Below are 16,022 nucleotides of genomic sequence, written 5' to 3' on the forward strand. Positions count from 1 at the left end.
CCTATGTCCGGAGGAATTTCCGCAACCACTGTTGCCCTGGCCGCTACTGCGGCAGTCGGCGCATACTCCGCCATTCAGTCCGGGCAGAGCCAGTCTCGCCAGCTGCAGGCGCAGGCACAGCAGCAGTCCAACCAGGCGGCGTATGAAAAGGACGCTGCCGTGGCCCAGGCCGAGAAGATCCGCAAGGCGGCTGCCCAGCAGCAGTCCGCTGCACGTGCCCAGCTCGCCGGGTCGGGTGTGGCCGTGAGCGAGGGCACTGCGGTCACGATCAATGACACCATCGACCTGAATGCCGAGAACGATGCGCAGACTGCATTGCTCACCGGTAGCCGCCGCTCCAACTCGCTCAACGATACCGCCGCGTCCTACAGTAGCGCCGCAGGTGATGCGCTGACGGGAGGGTATCTCACCGCCGGGGCCACTGTGCTGAGCAGCGCGGCACGGATCGGGAAGGGGTGGTCATCCACTTCTCCCACGGCTTCCGGGTCTGCGCTAGGTAGCGGTGTCAAGGTGCCGACCGGCGCACTGAGTGTGTACTGATAGGGGCCAGCATGCAAATCCAACTCGGCAATTTCGGCAACTCTATCGCGCAGCCGCAGCAGGCCGCCCAGGTTGTCCCACAGCAGGCGGCTAATCAGGGTCTGGCCAATGTAGCGCAGGCGGGCCAGCAACTGGCGGTTACCTTCCAGCAAGTCGATGAGCAGAAGCAGCGCATGCAGGCTGTTTCCTCGCTGGCCAACCTGAACAACGATCTGCACGATATCCATGACTCCGTTGCACGTGACGTGGCCGGCGGCGTCATCAAGCCGGAGAACGCGCTGGACGCCTTCAATGCGCGTGCCGCCGACGCACGCAAGGTGCGTACCGATGGCCTGAATCCCTTCCAGCAGGAGACGATCGATTCCCACATCACCACCGCCGTGGGTAGCCTCACCCGTAATCTGCAGGGCGTGGCCATCAAGAAGACTGAATCGGACATCGGCGCGCAGATCTTGGATACGGGCGAGTCCTTGCAGCGCCAGGCCATGCGCGACCTGCCCGGCGCCATCAATCAGTACGACAGCCTGGTCGACACCGTGGGCACGAAAGCAGGATGGAACGATATCCAGATTGCCAAGGCCAAGCAGGGATTCAAGGAGAATGCCTCCTTTAATTTTGCCAACGCTACGCTGGAGGGAGCCGCTCAGACCGGCGATAAGGCCATGGTGCAGGCTGCACTGGACAAGATCCAAGGTCCGGACGGCGAGGTGATCGACCCTCACAAGCGCACCAGCTTGATTACCAAGGCCTACGGCTACCTCAATGGCATCGATGCGGCCACCCAGCGGGATGCCGACCGTGCGCAGCGCGAGCAGGATGCGCGCGAGAACAAGGCGGTGGATGCCTACAACTCGGTATTCGACCTGGTGAGCAAGGGCCGGTATCTCTCCACCGAGGCCATCAATGACCTGGCAGAGACCACCGCCGGCACCAAGATGGCCAAGCAGGCGCAGGAGCTGGTGAAGTCGCAGAGCAAGGTGGCCGGGTTCGCCTCGCTGCCACTCCCCCAGATGCGCGCGACCGTGGAGCGGATGAACGCGGCAGGGTCCGATCCCTCGATCGGCGTCACGCCACAAGACCAGAAAGTCACGGAGCAGTTCAAGAGCATTTTGACCGCCAGCGAAAAGGCCTATGCAGATAATGCCTGGCAGGCCGCCCAGGAACGCGGCGTGATCAAGGATGCGCCGACCATCCAGATGAACAGCATCCAGGACGCGCAGCAGGTGCTGGCCCAACGTATGAGCCAGATCGGCCAGGTCGAGATTGCTGCCGGCCGCAAGGTCTCGCCGCTTCAGCCGGAGGAAGCCAGCCAGATCGCGCGCGTGGTCCGTATGCTGCCCCCGGACCAGCAATCCAGCGCACTGGCTACCATCGGTACGATTGTTCCCGACAGCGACCGCCTGGCCGCCCTGGCCAAGCAGATGCACGACAAGGACAACACGCTGGGCCTGGCCATGATGCTGGCGGGCGACCGCACCACGCAGGGCCGATACAGCAGCGAACTCCTCTTGCGCGGTGAGCGTGCCATCCGTGACAAGGCCATCATGATCGATCCCGCCAAGGAAACCGGCTGGCGCGGCAGCATCGCCAATCTGGTTGGGGATGCCTTCTCCAATCAGGAGGTGCGCCAGCAGGTGATCGATTCTGCGTACCTGATCAATGCCGGCATGGTCGCTGACGGCGGCAGCTCTGACCCTGCACGGGCCCTGCGCCTGACCGTAGGCAGCATCGTGGAGCGCAACGGCGTGAAGGTGCCCCTGCCGCGTGGCATGGAAGAGGGCGATTTCGAAAAGCGCCTCAAGGCCATCACGCCAGCAGACATTGCGGCCCAGACCACTGACAAGGTCTATGCCGGCCGCCAACCTATCGAGATTGCCGACTTCATCAAGCAGCTGCCGAATGCTGCTCTTATCAGCGCTGGCCAGGGTCGATACAACGTCAAGGCCGGCGGCACGCTGGTGACGAACAGCCAGGGCCAGCGCATCACCATCAGGATCGCCCCATGATCGAGAACATGTTCCAAGACGGTACCGACAAGGTTCTGGATGACCGAGTCGCGCGCCCAGTAGCAGAGCCGCCGGCGCGCCCGTCCTTTGGCCTGAGCCTGTGGAATACCACCAAGGCACTACCCAAGGGCATTGCCACCGGTGCCACGGAATCGGCCGCGTTTGGCTCCGATCTTCTGGGGGCCTTCGGTTCGGTTCAGGCTGGATATGGCGTACAGGCCGATCCGGCTATGCTGTTCGACAGCGATATGCAGCAGCGTGTGGCGGGCGCGGAGGGGCAGAAGGCCCGCGAGGATGTCCAGTCAGGCGCCGCCTTCACCAGTCAGACCGGTACCGGACTGCGGGCTACCGCGCGCACGATGATGCCGGATTCCACCACCAGCAACGTGGCCGAGAACATCCTTTTCGGCTTGGGCCGCTTTGGTGTAAAGGCAATCGCCTATTCGGTCCTGGGAACGCCGATCCCTGGCGCAGTCCTCACAGGCACGGATGAGGCCTTCGTGGAAGCCGAGAAGCTGAAAGCGGAGGGTGTGGACTTCCAGACCCGCACCAAAGCCGGCGCAGTGGCGGGCGGTGCTGCTGCGCTGGCAACGGCACTCCCCGTGGCCGGCAAGACCGTAGGCCAGACCGTGGGCCTGGTTGCCGCTGGCGGTCCCGGTGGCTTCATTGCCCAGCAGGCCGCCACGCGCGCAATCCTGCAGAACGCTGGATATGACAAGATCGCGGAGCAGTATGACCCGTTCGACCCGGTAGGGCTGGCCGTCGCCACCCTGATCCCTGCAGGCTTCGGTGCCTATGCCTCGCGCGGCATGCGCAATGCCCGCCCGGTGGCCGCGCCGATGGATGCAGCCGCTTCCCGTGAGCTGGTGCAGATGGGCATGAACGAGCGCCAGGCGCTGCGCTATGACGATGCGCGGCTCGATGCCTATGCCGTGACCGCTGCCCAGCGCGCAGGCGTACCGCCCGAGGTGCTGCTTGCGGCGAAGAATGCCGGCGAGCGTTCCAGTAGCAGCGCTGCCACCTCGCCGGTGGGCGCCAAGGGCATCATGCAGTTCATGGATGCCACCTGGCAGCAGTACGGTAAGGGCAACGTGCGCGACCCGGTGGCCTCGATCGATGCCGGCGCCGCGTATCTGGCCGACCTGGGCAAGCAGTACGGTGGCGACTGGCGGGCCGTGCTGGCGCACTATAACGGCGGCACCTTGGCGGGCAAGGCCGTGCAGGCCGCGAAGGCGCCGCCGGCCGCCGAGACCAGAGCCTATCTGGAGCGCACGGACAAGTTCATTGCCGAGCGCCAGGGCACCGAGGCCGGCCGCGCCGCCGCAGCAGACCCCGAGGCCGTGGCCGCCGCACGCGTGAGCCTGATCCGGGACACCGTCAATTCCTGGAACCTGAAGGATCCCGCCGATATCGCCGGTGCCGAGCAGCACCTGGCCGCCTTCAGCCGTGCGGCCGACCAGTTGGGCGCTGGCGAGCGGGTAGCGGTGAGCGACACCCTGAACCTGGACAACCTGGCGCAGGCCCGCCTGCTGGACGATTTCGGCAGCCGCATGGAGACCGTGCGCGCCAGCCTTCTGGAAGATGCCGGCAATGTGTCCGAGCCAGGCTCTATCCGCTCGATGCGCGATGAAATCACCGCGCTGCGCCAAACCATTCCAGCCGTCGACGACGCAGCGCTGCGCGTCCGTGCCAAGGAGATACAGGCCGAGGGCGGCAGCTACAAGCAGGCTCTGGCCACGGCCACCAAGGAACTCAATGGCCGGGCCGCCGAAATCAATCAGCGCATCGACTCCCTGCAGCAGCAGATCGACCGCAATGCCGAGGCCAGCCGTGCCAATGAGCAGATTGCCCAGATCGACCAGCAGATTGCCCAGGTGCGCCAGCAGCGCGCCGCCATTGATGCGCCTACCCCGAAGCGCGGCGCGCTGGCTGTGCAGCAGGCGCTGGCTGAGCCAGCCCCGAAAAGTGCCAAGTCTGGCACCGCCGAGCCTGGTGCATCTGCCGCAACAAAAGCCCCAGAAGCTGCACCACTAGCCCCGAAAACTGCAACAGAAGCGGCTCCAGGTGGAACATCCACCGGAAAAACTGGAATATCGGGCGGCCAGGCTGATGCCGTTGCCGCCGTGCTCGATGGCCAGACTGCCGAAATCGCCCGCCTGTCACCCGACATGATGGTCCAACTAGAAGGCATGGACGCACCGCTGCCGCTGGCCGAGGCGCTGGCCCAGGTGAAAGCAGAGGCCGCCGCCGAGATCAAGGACGCCGGCCTGTTGCAGGTGGCCGCCGAATGCTTCCTGCGCAATTCTTAACGAGAGGAAACCATGCACCCGAAATGCAGACAGGCAGTGCAGCAGGCCGCCGGCCGCACTCTGACCGATAGCGAGATCCAGAAGATTGACGACGCCATGAGCTCCAACATGCGCCGGCTGGCGCGTCAGGATCCATCCGGCTGGGCCGCAAAGTCCAATGACCAGCGCGTGCTGGAGGCGGCCACGGCTGGCATGCAGGACATCATGGGTGCCGCCGCACTGAAGGTGCAACGCGCGCAACTACAGGTCTTGCGCACCGCCGGCATGGAAACCCGCATTGGCGATCTGATGGCCAACTATGCCAGCGGCCGCAACCGGGCGCTGGTGCACGAACTTGACCAGACCAGCCTGTACATCGAGGGCATCAAGCGGGAAAGCATGTCCCGCCTGGTCGACCTGATGGAAGCCGCCACCAGCAAGCAGGGTGCCGGCGTGGGCCGGCAAGGCTTGATGTACCTGTTCGACGCCGAGAACCCGACCATGAGCCGAGACCTGGCGCGCGAGATCTTCAACAACGCCACCGGTGTCACCGGCAACAAGCTGGCGCAGCAGGGCGCCAAGGCCTGGCTGGACACCATCGAGGGCATGCGCCAGCGCTTCAACGGCGCCGGCGGCGACGTCGGCCGGCTGGATTACGGCTACCTGCCGCAGCCGCACGATCAGGCCCGCGTGCGCGGCAAGGGAGATCCGGGCGCGCAGGCTGACTGGGTGCAGAAGACGCTGCCCCTGCTGGACCGCCGGCAGTATGTCCTGGAAAACGGCGCCCTGATGAATGACGTTGAGGTGTCCGCGCTGCTGTGGAAGGCATGGGAAACCCTGGCCAGCGGCGGCATCAACAAGATCAAGCCGGGGCAGGGCGTCGGGCGCGGCGCGCGCGCGAACTCTGGAGCAGAAAGCCGCCAGATCCATTTCCGCGACGCTGACGCTTATCTCACCTATCTGAGCCAGTACGGGGGCGGCAGCATGTATGACGCCATGCTGGGCCACGTGGGCGGCATGTCCCGCGATATCGGCCTGGTGGAGCGCTACGGCCCCAACCCCGAGCAGCAGATGCGCCTGCAGTTCGATCTTGCCGAGATGGCAGACAACGGTACCAAGCGTGCATTCGGCTTGCGGCCGCAGTCCTACTGGGATGTGGTCAGCGGAAAGACCGGTATGGCCGACAACGGCAACATCGCCCAGATCGGCCAGGATCTGCGCAACATCCAGACCTTCGGCAAGCTGCAGGGCGCAGTGCTGACCAGCGTCACCGACCTGGGAACCCACTTCATCACCACCGGCTTCAACAAGCTTTCCTACTGGGATTCGCTCAAGAACCTGGCCGCGCAGGCCAGCAGCGACACTCGGGACTTCCTGACCATGCACGGCATCATCGCCGAGACGATGGTGTCTGACCTGAATCGATGGAGCGGCGACAACATCAAGAACAACTGGTCCGGCCGCATCGCCAACAGCACCATGAAGTTGTCGCTGATGAACGCCTGGACCGACACGCTGCGCCGTGCGTTCTCCATGACCATGATGAACGGCCTGGCCAAGCTGAGCAAAACTGACTGGGCCAAGCTGTCCGAGTATGACCGCTGGCGCATGACCAGCAAGGGCATCACGGATGCTGACTGGGCGGTGATCCAGCAGGCCCAGCTTACCCAGTACCGCGGCGCCGAGTTCCTGACGCCCGAATCCATCCGCGCCAGCGGGTCGTCCGAGGCTGACCGCGTGGTGGCCAAGGTGCTGGGCATGATCACCGACGAGTCGGAATATGCGGTGCTGAATCCGGACCTGGCCACGCGCACGCTGTCCAGTGGCAGCGGGGAACAGCGCGGGACGATGCGCGGCGAGCTGGCCAGGTCGGTCATGCAGTTCAAGTCCTTCCCCATCGCCATGGTCTCGCGCCACTGGCGGCGCATGATGGAGACGCCACAGGGCCTGGAAGGCGCTCCCATTGCCGCAAACCGCGTGGCCTATGCCGGCGCGCTGTTTGCATCGCTCGGCGTGTTGGGCGCTATTGCTTACCAGACCAAGCAGATCGTCTCGGGGAAAGATCCTGCTGACATGACCACCGCCAAGTTTTGGGTCAAGGCCATTGCGCAGGGCGGCGTCCTCTCGATCATGGGCGATATCCTGCTGGCCGATTCCACCGAGGAGGCTGGTCAGTACGCCTCCAAGACCATCAGCGGCCTGGCCGGTCCCACCATCGGCGCGGCTGCCGACCTGAGCCTTAAGGTCATCAAGGGCAACATCGACAAGGCCGCCGCCGGCAAGGAGACGCACGCTGGCGCCGAGGCCCTGACCCTGGCGCGGTCACACATTCCATATGTGAACCTGTGGTACGCCAAGGCGGCGCTGGATCATGCTGGGCTGCATGCCCTGCAAGAGAATCTGTCGCCAGGCTACCTGTCACGCATGCAGCAGCGCGCGCACAAGGACTGGGGGCAAGACTACTGGTGGAAGCCTGGTACCGGCGCGCCGGACCGTGCGCCTGACTTTTCGATGATCGGAGGACGATAATGCGGCAAGACCAATACCTGCGACTGCAGGAGCTCACCGAGAAACTGACGGATGCCTTCATTCAGGAGGCCGATCCCGACAAGTGGCCAGGCGCTGGCATGGAGGTGGCGGCCATGGATCAGCAGACGCGCGGGGATCGGTACTGGTGCAAAAAGAATGCGGCAGCCACCCTGACCGTGATGATGAAGACTGCAAATCTGCTTGGAGTGATCAAGCCGCCATCAGGTGGAAATGATGTTGTCGACCCCGATGGAAAGGAAGATGCTAGTCTCGAAGGCGAGATAGCATCTGCTGAAAAGGAGGCGCAAAGGATGCTGGAGAAGATCCAGAGCACCGCGAGAAAAACATCCAGCAAGAAGGTACATGGACAATAAGCCAATCAGCTTCCTAGCCTTCTTCTTGCTGTGGGCCAAGGTGATGAAATGGAAGGTCCCGACGCTACACGTCCGGGTTTGCCACTGGCTGGAGTTCACGGACGATCCTGTGCGCGTGCTGCAGGTCTTCCGTGGCGCGGCCAAGTCGTCCATCTTCGCGGTGTACAAGGCATGGCAGTTGTATTGCGACCGCACCTGGGTATCGCTGATCTGGGCGGCCGATGGCAAGCTGGCCACGAAGCTCACGCGCGACACCATCAATGTACTGCGTCGGCACCCATTGTGTGGTGGCATGCTGCCGACCAAGCCTGGAGCCCAAATGTTCTGGGTAAAAGACTCGGAAGACGCCCGAAACGCTAGCATGACCGCGACCGGCGTAAATCAGAACGTGACCTCTGCCCGCGCCAAGAGCATCGACTATGACGATGTGGAGGTGCCGAAGAACATCAAGACGGCGGAGGCCCGCGAGAACCTGCGCGACAAGATCCAGGAGGCAACCTTCATTCTGGTGCCAGGTGGGCAAGAAACCTACATCGGCACGCCGCACACGCACAGTTCCATTTATCCCGAGCTGATCGAGAACGGCGCGGCATCCCTGAAGATCCCCCTGTTTGAGTCGGCCATTCGCTACGAGGATACCGGTTCACGCCTGCGCTACCGCTTCCCGTTCAAGCCCGGTGACGACGGTCTCTACGTGTTCGTCGGCATCCATAAGCATGCGCGCTTGCTGGTGCAGGATCAGGATTTCACCATCGACGGCCAGGACATCGTCTTCACCAGGCCGCCCGGCAAGCTGCTGGATATCTACGCGCACTGCGCTTGGCCGGAACGCTTCACCCGGGACGACGTGGAGCGCCGCCGGAAGAAGACCCGGACCATCAACTACTGGGACAGCCAATATATGCTGGAAGCCAAGCCGATCAATGAAAGCCGTCTTGATCCTGAAGCCATCAAGGCCTATGACGTGCAGCCGCGTCTGGAGTATGCGAACCGTGCGGTGCGCATGATGCTGGGCAAGACACACGTTGTCAGTGGGCGGGCTTACTGGGACCCGTCGCTGGGTAAGAAGAAGAGCGATGCGTCCGCATTTTCCGTGGTCTACGACGACAGCCTGGGCAATCACTACTGGCACGTCTGCCAGGAATTGACCGGTGACTTCGCTGTGTTCAACGATTCCCGCAACACCGTCATCGAATCAGGCCAGGTACTGCAGGCCTGCGACATCATCGCCAAGGCCAACATCCTGCATGTCTACGTGGAAACCAATGGCGTCGGCAGTTTTGCCGGAAAGCTGCTGCAGCGGGCTCTGAAGCAGCGCGGGCTTGCCGCGGGCGTGACCGAGATTCAAGAGGGCACCAACAAGAACGAGCGAATTCTTGGTGCACTGGAAGGCCCAATTAAATCCGGTGTGCTGTGGGCGCATATCGATGTCCTCAACGGCCCGCTGTGGGACCAGATGAAGGATTGGAAGCCCGAGGTCAAAGAACAGCCGGACGACTTCCTGGACAGCGGTGCGGGTGCGGTGGAGCAAGCCCCGGTGCGCATCAACAAATTAGTCGGGAAACCGACCCCGGATAGGCGTGAAGATTGGCGCCAATCTACGGGCGTCTATGAGGTGACGCTCGATTCCTGAGCGCCGGCAGCGGCGCGCCAGACTATGAGGCCGCCGTGACTGTCAGCATTCAAACTCCCTTTAACACCTACACCGCAGCGCCCGGCGCCACGCTGTTCGCCTATCAATTCAAGGTGCTGCGCGATGACGATCTTCTGGTAACGGTGGATGGAGTGTCCAAGACACTGGGCATTGATTATTCGATTTCGGGCATTGGCGACAATGCGGGCGGTGATGTTGCCCTTGTTTCGCCCTTGGTCGGCGGGGAAAAGGTTCTCTTGCGCTCGAATATCGTGCTCGATCGCAGCACGGACTATCAGCAGAACGGCGATTTCCCTGCTGACATCGTGAACAAGGATTTCGACCGGCCCTGGCTGGCCCTGCAGCAGATGGAACAGTCTATCAACTCGTCTATCAAGCTGCCGTTCGATACTGCCGGTGACCAGACCCTGCAGCTATCAGCAGCACAGCGCGCCAATACGCTCATCGGCTTCGACGCAGCTGGCAACCTGACCACCAGCACCACCGATGCGCAGAATGTCATTGCTGCACAGGAAGCAGCTGCTGCCGCTGAAGCGGCCGCCGCTTCGGTCGATCCCGCCAACATCGTGCACATCGCCGGTACTGAGACCATCATTGGCGCGAAGACCTTCAACCAATCCCCTGCGGTACCGAATGTCTCGCTGGGCGACTCATCCACCAAAGGGGCCAACACCAAATTCGTTGCCGATGCCTTGGCCGATGCTGTGCCGCGCGCGACGATCAAGGTGCGCCAGGCCGTGCAGTATGGGCCGATGACCACGCCCGCAGCAGGTCAGCCCGCCCAGCCCGATCTTATTCCACAGAGCCAGATCGGTAATACGCTGGCGGCCGGCGTTACGCTCAAGTGCGGTACGGCGGCCACGCTCTTCTCGGTGGCCAATGGCAACAATGCGGACGGTTCGGCCAATAACCTGAATTGGCTTGCTTCTGCCGATATCCCAGTGGCAAATCTCACGGCAGGTTCCACCAATTACATCTGGGTGGACACGGTGGCGCGCACTGCAGGCTTTGTTACTGTGGCCGATGCCGACCAGCCCGGCGGCGCCATTCCTGTGACCAACAACAAGTACACCTTCGACACGGTGGGCATGAAAATGTACCTGGGCAATGGCACCACAGCCAGCCAAGTCAATCGCCTGATCGTGGCCGAGGTCGATACCAGCGGTAGCGCAGTCACCAGCATTCGCGTGCGCTCCTACAACGGTGAAGACGTGCCGGTGTTCGCGGGACCACTTCCTGCTGGCTCTACCATCTTGTTGAGGACAAATGCAGTCAGAAGCGATGACGTTGACATCACGATGGAAGCGCGCTGCGAAACCGCTGACATCGGGCATTCGGTCGGTGACATCGTTACCAATCTCGGCCAAGCCAACGCGGCACCAGTCTCTTTTTGGCGCTCGCGTACCGCGCTCGGGTTCGCAGTTGGCACGGCCGGCGGCTTGAGCACCCAGAGCAAGTCCACCGCAGGTTTTGTCGGATTTACGCAGGCCAGCTGGAGTTATCGCATCCGCGTCAAGCGCCGCTGGGGCATTCAGAAATAAGGGGGGATTTATGCTTGGTTACTACATTGCTTTCGGTGCGCAAGAGTTTCCGCCGCGCGGTATGTACTACGAAGGGGATCACATGCACTGGAAGGATATGGCGGTTCCTCGTCGTCCTTCTGCTGAATACACCTGGTCGCCCAACCCCGACCGCCCGACCTATGACGACTGGCAGTTCGACGGCCACGATGCAGACGGGGGCCAGTGGGTCGCGCCGGCGGAAGGCGGCGAATGAGCGATACCAAAGTCATCGACACGAAGCTGGCTCTGGCCTGGCTGGCACCGTTGGGCGTCACCATCGTCGCCGGCCTTGTCACCCTTGTCTGGATGGCGGCCCAGCAGACCAGCACCATCAATACGCTGCTGGAGACCCAGCGCGAAATGAAGGCCCAGATGGGAGCCCGGGACCAGCGGGACGAAGCATTCAAGGCCGCTCAGATCACCGCTATCGCAGAGGTGAAGCTTAACGATGCGCGGCAGGACATCCGCATCGAGAACCTGGAGAAGGCCGTTGGCGCCAAGCCACCGCCATTAGGAAAGTGGACGAAATGAAAATCCAATTGGTAGACGACAAGGGTCTCATCCATCGCCGGTGGAGCGTGCGCCTGGCCAAGATCGGCGCCGCTGTCATGGCCGGCTGGGCCGCACTCACCTCGGCCGGCCTGGGCAGCACCTTGCCCATTTGGGTGGCCCAGGCGGTGGCAGGCCTCATCCTGGTGTGCATCTGCGGCGCCGCCTACCTCAAGCAGCCGGAGCCGGCTGAGAAAGGACAGGACAATGAAACTCCTCCTGCAGCGTGAGCCCAGCACCAAGAAGAGCACGGCGGGCAAGCTCTTCATCGATGGCGTTTTCGAGTGCTACACGCTGGAAGACAGCGTGCGCGCCCGTGGCGTAAAGGTCTACGGCCAGACGGCTATCCCGGCCGGCACCTATCAGGTGCTGCTCACGCAGTCGCCGCGGTTCAAGCGCGTGCTGCCGCTGCTGCTCAACGTGCCGGGCTTCGAAGGTATCCGCATCCATCCAGGCAACAAGGCCGAGGACACAGACGGCTGCATCCTGGTGGGCGATGCGCCGGCACCGGACTGGCTGGGGCAGAGCAAGGTGGCCTTTGACCGCCTGTTCACCAAACTGCGCCTGACCACTGAGCCGGTCACGATCGAGATCCGGGAGGCCCAATGATTGCGCTGCTGCTGAAGATCGGGCCATGGCTGGCCGGCCTGGTCGGTATCGTCGCCGGCCTGTTCATGCGCCAGCAAGCCAAGGCCACCAAAGCCGAGGCTGCGCAAGAAGTTGCGGAAACGAAGCAAGAAGTTGCCGAACGAAACACTGCAGCCGCCCAGAAGGCTGCTCAGGCCACAGGAGAACGCGGAAATGTGGAAAACGAGATTGCTGCTATGCCTGCTGCTGATCGTGAGCAGCGGCTGCGAGATGACTGGACGCGTAACTAATCCGGTGGCTGGCGGCCCGGCCATCGTGGATAATGGCTGCAACTGGACCCGTCCCATCTTCATCGACAAGGCCGACAAGCTGAGCCAGGGCACGGTCGACCAGATCCTGGCGCATAACATGACCGGGCAGCGGCTGTGTGGCTGGCAGCCATCAACCACCAAGAAATAAATTACCTCTTATTCTTTTGAATTTCTAGCTGAGCTGCTATTGCAGCGGCTTCTTTACATCTCTCTTCCATGGCCTGCCAAGCTCTGGCCATGCGTTCCTTATGGTCTTCTGAAATCATATCCACATCTCTCTTAGCTTGGGAGTATGTCCAGCCTTCTTTTTGCATGGAATCGATGAGCGCTTGATGACTTCTAAGCACTTCGCCCCAAGCATCAAACTCCGCGGCCGCTGTTTGCTTGGCTGAGCTCCAAGCTGCGAGCGCCGCGTCTAAATCTGCTTTCGAGACCTGGTTTGTTACTGCTGAGTGACGAATCTGGTGAATATTTTTGCTCACATTTTGCTTAGAAACGAAGCTGATTCGTTGAACCCCATGTAGTGTTACCCCTATTGGCAGAGACGGGACTATCAGCGCTCTAACGTCCTCTTCCTCTGCATCCTCCTGAGCGTGCACATCGAATGTAAGTAGGTTGCCGCCGAGATCCTCAAGTTGTGAAATATCAACGTCGATAGATGCAGCAATTTCTCTTTTCGGTACGAGCTGCACGTTAGATAGTGTGATGCGATAAGTTACCATTGCATGCCTTTTGTTGCTTCCTGTTGGGAAATATTAGCACGATGTTGCTCATTGTATGAAAGGCAGAATTGGAGGTCTCATGAGAGATTATCAAGATACTGTAACAGGCGCGATTCATTCATTTGACGATCAAGTGGACCCTTTTGAACTCTGCAAAACAAATCGAAATATTCCGAAGACTCTTACAAGAGATATCATCCCTCGTCCTGAGGGACCATATGTCTGGTATCAAGGAAATTGGGCCTTGGAGGCAGATGTGCCTGAAGGCTACCGCGCGCCTAAATTCTCGATTCCGTCTTATGACCCGGCGTGGGCAGTTTTCCTGGGGGCGCCTTACACATTGGTCGTCCCCTCAGAGATGCAGTTACCACACTTTTCAATTTCTTCTCTTATTGAAAAAGGGATGAGTAAGGAAGACTTAGCAAAGGTTGTATGTGTGCTGCCTACTTTGCCTGGATTTGAGTTTAATGCGATCGTCACTCACGATGGCGCTATAGCTATTCAGCGAAACAATTTCGCTACGCAGTCGCCGAAGATAATTGACTACTTCAACAGAGTCCTCTGTGCGATTTTGATAGGAGGTCAACATACTGTGCTTGTTGATCGAAAAGATTTGGTTGGCGGACAATTGGCCGAGAACACAGATAATTTGCATGTTTTTAATCCCGTACCAAACGTCCTTCTTCGCCATTATCAGCTCGATCTTCTGGTGCAGATGCAATGGCTGCAGAATTGTCGATTTATTAGCGTCAAAGATCTGTTGGGCGCCTATCAATTAGGCGCACATGTGATTTCCGCGATCCCCACTTTCTCTCCGCATTTCCTATTGCACGGCTATACGTCGATGATTTTTGGAAATTTCAGCGAGGCTCTTGGTAGTTTCTGGATTTCCGTTGAACAGATCACTTCATATATGTGGGAAAAATTTTGCGTATCAAAAGATGGGTTCCATCCGCAGCAGCTTAGGAAATCTCGTCAGAAATCGATGACCGAGGATAATCGGACGTGGAGCACATCGATAAAACAGGAAATGTTGTGGCAAAAATCCATATTCAGTGAGACCGCCTTTGTTTATCTCAATGGAGCTAGAAAGGCCCGCAATGATTTGGTCCATTCTGGAAAGCATCCTGCTCGCGAAACTGTAATTAATCTCTGGCAAGCTCTCATTGAACTTTTGGAGCTATCGTCGCAAAGGGAAGTTGGGACACTCCCCCTTAGAGAGTGCATTACTTTTGTCAGTACACCGATGATGAGCATGAATTTCAATTTGCTGAAGCAAAAAATTGAAATGGATCTCGAAAAACCCGACGCCACAGATTTTAGTCAATGGGATGCAATGGTAGCGAAATTTCTTAAAAAGCAAGCTGCGGGCTAAAAGCCACTCGAGTATGGGTAGTTGTGGGTGATATCTCTGTGTGAGAATTCGGAGCCATACTGCGCAATGGCTTTCTAGTAGATTAGATCTGCCCAAGGGGATCACACGTTCATGACTCGCATTACACGATCCGATCTGTACGACCTTATTTGGTCGGAGCCAGCGAAGGACGTTGCGGCACGTCTTAGCATGTCGCCAGAGCAGCTCAGGGCTGCTTGTGAAACTGCCAATATTCCCCGTCCAGATCGCGGATATTGGACCCATGTGAGTGGTGGCGGGAAGCCCAAGAGAGTGCAATTGCCGGAACGGCAGCTCGGCCAGGCAGATCATATCGTGCTCATTGAGGAATCCCGAATGGTGTCCGGTGCGCTGCGCCGGATGTTTCTTGAGGGGCCACCGTTGGTCATGCCTGTCTTTCCCGACGACCGGCCAGTCATTGAGTCTCGCGCACATGCGCTAGCAGCAGCCGCACCTATCAGGAAAACTCTCTCTCGCACCCACAGGGAGATTTCCAAGCTGCTTGCGAGAGATGAAAGAAGGAAGCCGAAGCTGACCGGGACATCGCTTGATGTGCACTTCCATCCCATCATTTCATCGACCAAGCAGGGCAAGCGCCGGCTTTTGATCCTCAATACGTTGCTTCATGCCTTGGCGTCTTGTGGTGGAAATTCAGCCAAAACGACAGATCACGCCTTCAATTGGAGAATTTGCATTTGGGATACCGGGCTGCACTTCGAGCTGCGAAATGTGGGTGCGCCGGAAGATGAAACTGCACGGCGCATGGCGGAGTATGAGCGCTCCGGGGATCTTGAGCTGGTGATTTGTCACAAACCGGGGCATGGCCTCACGAGAGAATGGCGCGACTTGCCTTCCAAGCCGCTGGAAGAGCAGATGAGGGAAATCGTCGCTGGCTTCCTGATCATCGCTGAACTTCTGTATAGGCACAGAGAAGTTTATCGAATCGAAAGACTGCAAGAAGAGAAGGCTGAATTGGACGCCACGATTCAGCGCCATAAGCAGGAGCGGCTTCAAGAAGAGGTGGCCCGCTGGGAAAAGGCCGAGGAGGCGCGGCGGACACACCTTCTGCAAGAGGTGGCCGAATGGAAGAAGGCCCAGGAAATCAGAACCTTTATTGATGCTCGGTTGCGGGCCGATAAGGATGGGACGCAGGAAGAAAAAGACCTCTCAGAGCGATGGGCAACCTGGGCGTCGGCGGTAGCAGACGCAATCGATCCAATTACAAAGCACCGGGCTGAAGAAAATGATCAGTGAATATCTGAGCGCGGCGGAATTGGCGTCGCTCATCGGCTGCCGGCCGAACAGTCTTGCCTGCATGAAACGCTGGCTCACGAAAAACGGATGGCCCTATGTGGAGAACATCCGCGGCTTTCCGCAGGTGTGGAGGCGCTATCACGATGCGCGGATGTCTGGAGAGGCAGACCTCGGTGAGGTGCCATCGAGGACAGAGCCTGATTTTGCAGCTCTATGCCGATTTGAACAGCCTCTTTGACTTCCTTCACACCC

General features: G+C 60.0%; 17 protein-coding genes. 16 read left to right on the forward strand and 1 reads right to left on the reverse strand.

Annotated elements, in window-relative coordinates:
- The first annotated feature begins 3 nt into the window (after nt 1–3).
- The 13 genes from I5R65_RS07725 to I5R65_RS07785 are packed head-to-tail and all read left to right on the forward strand — an operon-like array spanning nt 4 to nt 12,549.
- Entirely contained in the window at nt 4–540 is a 537-nt protein-coding gene (locus I5R65_RS07725; RefSeq protein WP_180665987.1) for a hypothetical protein, read from the forward strand.
- An 11-nt stretch (nt 541–551) separates the two neighbouring features.
- Complete coding sequence (locus I5R65_RS07730; protein WP_180665989.1) at nt 552–2,546, forward strand: hypothetical protein; 1,995 nt, start codon at nt 552–554, stop codon at nt 2,544–2,546.
- Entirely contained in the window at nt 2,543–4,855 is a 2,313-nt protein-coding gene (locus I5R65_RS07735) for a transglycosylase SLT domain-containing protein (protein WP_180665991.1), read from the forward strand. The genes I5R65_RS07730 and I5R65_RS07735 overlap by 4 nt, the downstream gene beginning before the upstream one ends.
- Nucleotides 4,856–4,867: 12 nt before the next feature.
- The gene (locus tag I5R65_RS07740) at nt 4,868–7,363 is read left to right on the forward strand and encodes a hypothetical protein (RefSeq protein WP_180665993.1); all 2,496 of its coding nucleotides are present in this window, start codon (nt 4,868–4,870) and stop codon (nt 7,361–7,363) included.
- Complete coding sequence (locus tag I5R65_RS07745) at nt 7,363–7,737, forward strand: hypothetical protein (RefSeq protein ID WP_180665995.1); 375 nt, start codon at nt 7,363–7,365, stop codon at nt 7,735–7,737. The genes I5R65_RS07740 and I5R65_RS07745 overlap by 1 nt, the downstream gene beginning before the upstream one ends.
- Nucleotides 7,727–9,370, forward strand: a complete 1,644-nt coding sequence (gene terL / locus I5R65_RS07750; protein WP_180665997.1) for a phage terminase large subunit — start codon at nt 7,727–7,729, stop codon at nt 9,368–9,370. The genes I5R65_RS07745 and terL overlap by 11 nt, the downstream gene beginning before the upstream one ends.
- Nucleotides 9,371–9,405: 35 nt before the next feature.
- Nucleotides 9,406–10,932 (forward strand): hypothetical protein, encoded by a 1,527-nt coding sequence (locus I5R65_RS07755; protein WP_180665999.1) that lies wholly within the window; start codon nt 9,406–9,408, stop codon nt 10,930–10,932.
- Between the two features lie 10 nt (nt 10,933–10,942).
- Nucleotides 10,943–11,167: a hypothetical protein gene (locus tag I5R65_RS07760; RefSeq protein ID WP_180666001.1), complete on the forward strand. Its 225-nt coding sequence runs from the start codon at nt 10,943–10,945 to the stop codon at nt 11,165–11,167.
- On the forward strand, nt 11,164–11,484 hold the full coding sequence (locus I5R65_RS07765) for a hypothetical protein (protein WP_180666003.1): 321 nt from the start codon (nt 11,164–11,166) through the stop codon (nt 11,482–11,484). The genes I5R65_RS07760 and I5R65_RS07765 overlap by 4 nt, the downstream gene beginning before the upstream one ends.
- Nucleotides 11,481–11,732: a hypothetical protein gene (locus I5R65_RS07770; protein WP_180666005.1), complete on the forward strand. Its 252-nt coding sequence runs from the start codon at nt 11,481–11,483 to the stop codon at nt 11,730–11,732. Before I5R65_RS07765 ends, I5R65_RS07770 begins: the two co-directional genes overlap by 4 nt.
- Nucleotides 11,710–12,111: a DUF5675 family protein gene (locus I5R65_RS07775; protein ID WP_180666007.1), complete on the forward strand. Its 402-nt coding sequence runs from the start codon at nt 11,710–11,712 to the stop codon at nt 12,109–12,111. Before I5R65_RS07770 ends, I5R65_RS07775 begins: the two co-directional genes overlap by 23 nt.
- On the forward strand, nt 12,108–12,380 hold the full coding sequence (locus I5R65_RS07780) for a hypothetical protein (protein WP_180666009.1): 273 nt from the start codon (nt 12,108–12,110) through the stop codon (nt 12,378–12,380). The genes I5R65_RS07775 and I5R65_RS07780 overlap by 4 nt, the downstream gene beginning before the upstream one ends.
- Nucleotides 12,361–12,549 (forward strand): hypothetical protein, encoded by a 189-nt coding sequence (locus tag I5R65_RS07785; RefSeq protein ID WP_231395102.1) that lies wholly within the window; start codon nt 12,361–12,363, stop codon nt 12,547–12,549. The genes I5R65_RS07780 and I5R65_RS07785 overlap by 20 nt, the downstream gene beginning before the upstream one ends.
- A 1-nt stretch (nt 12,550) precedes the next feature.
- On the opposite strand, the gene I5R65_RS07790 is transcribed toward I5R65_RS07785, so the two are convergent.
- Nucleotides 12,551–13,123 carry a hypothetical protein gene (locus I5R65_RS07790; protein WP_180666012.1) on the reverse strand — a complete coding sequence of 191 codons (573 nt, stop codon included), beginning with the start codon at nt 13,121–13,123 and terminating at the stop codon, nt 12,551–12,553.
- Nucleotides 13,124–13,202: 79 nt separating this feature from the next.
- Here I5R65_RS07790 and I5R65_RS07795 point away from each other — a divergent pair, with 79 nt between their 5' ends.
- The 3 genes from I5R65_RS07795 to I5R65_RS24475 all read left to right on the forward strand — a co-directional run bounded on the left by I5R65_RS07795 (nt 13,203) and on the right by I5R65_RS24475 (nt 16,008).
- On the forward strand, nt 13,203–14,498 hold the full coding sequence (locus I5R65_RS07795; protein WP_180666014.1) for a hypothetical protein: 1,296 nt from the start codon (nt 13,203–13,205) through the stop codon (nt 14,496–14,498).
- Nucleotides 14,499–14,609: 111 nt separating this feature from the next.
- Entirely contained in the window at nt 14,610–15,770 is a 1,161-nt protein-coding gene (locus I5R65_RS07800) for a hypothetical protein (protein ID WP_180666016.1), read from the forward strand.
- The gene (locus I5R65_RS24475; protein WP_180666018.1) at nt 15,760–16,008 is read left to right on the forward strand and encodes a DUF4224 domain-containing protein; all 249 of its coding nucleotides are present in this window, start codon (nt 15,760–15,762) and stop codon (nt 16,006–16,008) included. Before I5R65_RS07800 ends, I5R65_RS24475 begins: the two co-directional genes overlap by 11 nt.
- Nucleotides 16,009–16,022: the final 14 nt, after the last annotated feature.

Source organism: Herbaspirillum sp. AP02 (genome assembly GCF_015767275.1).
In the GTDB taxonomy this organism is placed as follows: domain Bacteria; phylum Pseudomonadota; class Gammaproteobacteria; order Burkholderiales; family Burkholderiaceae_D; genus Herbaspirillum.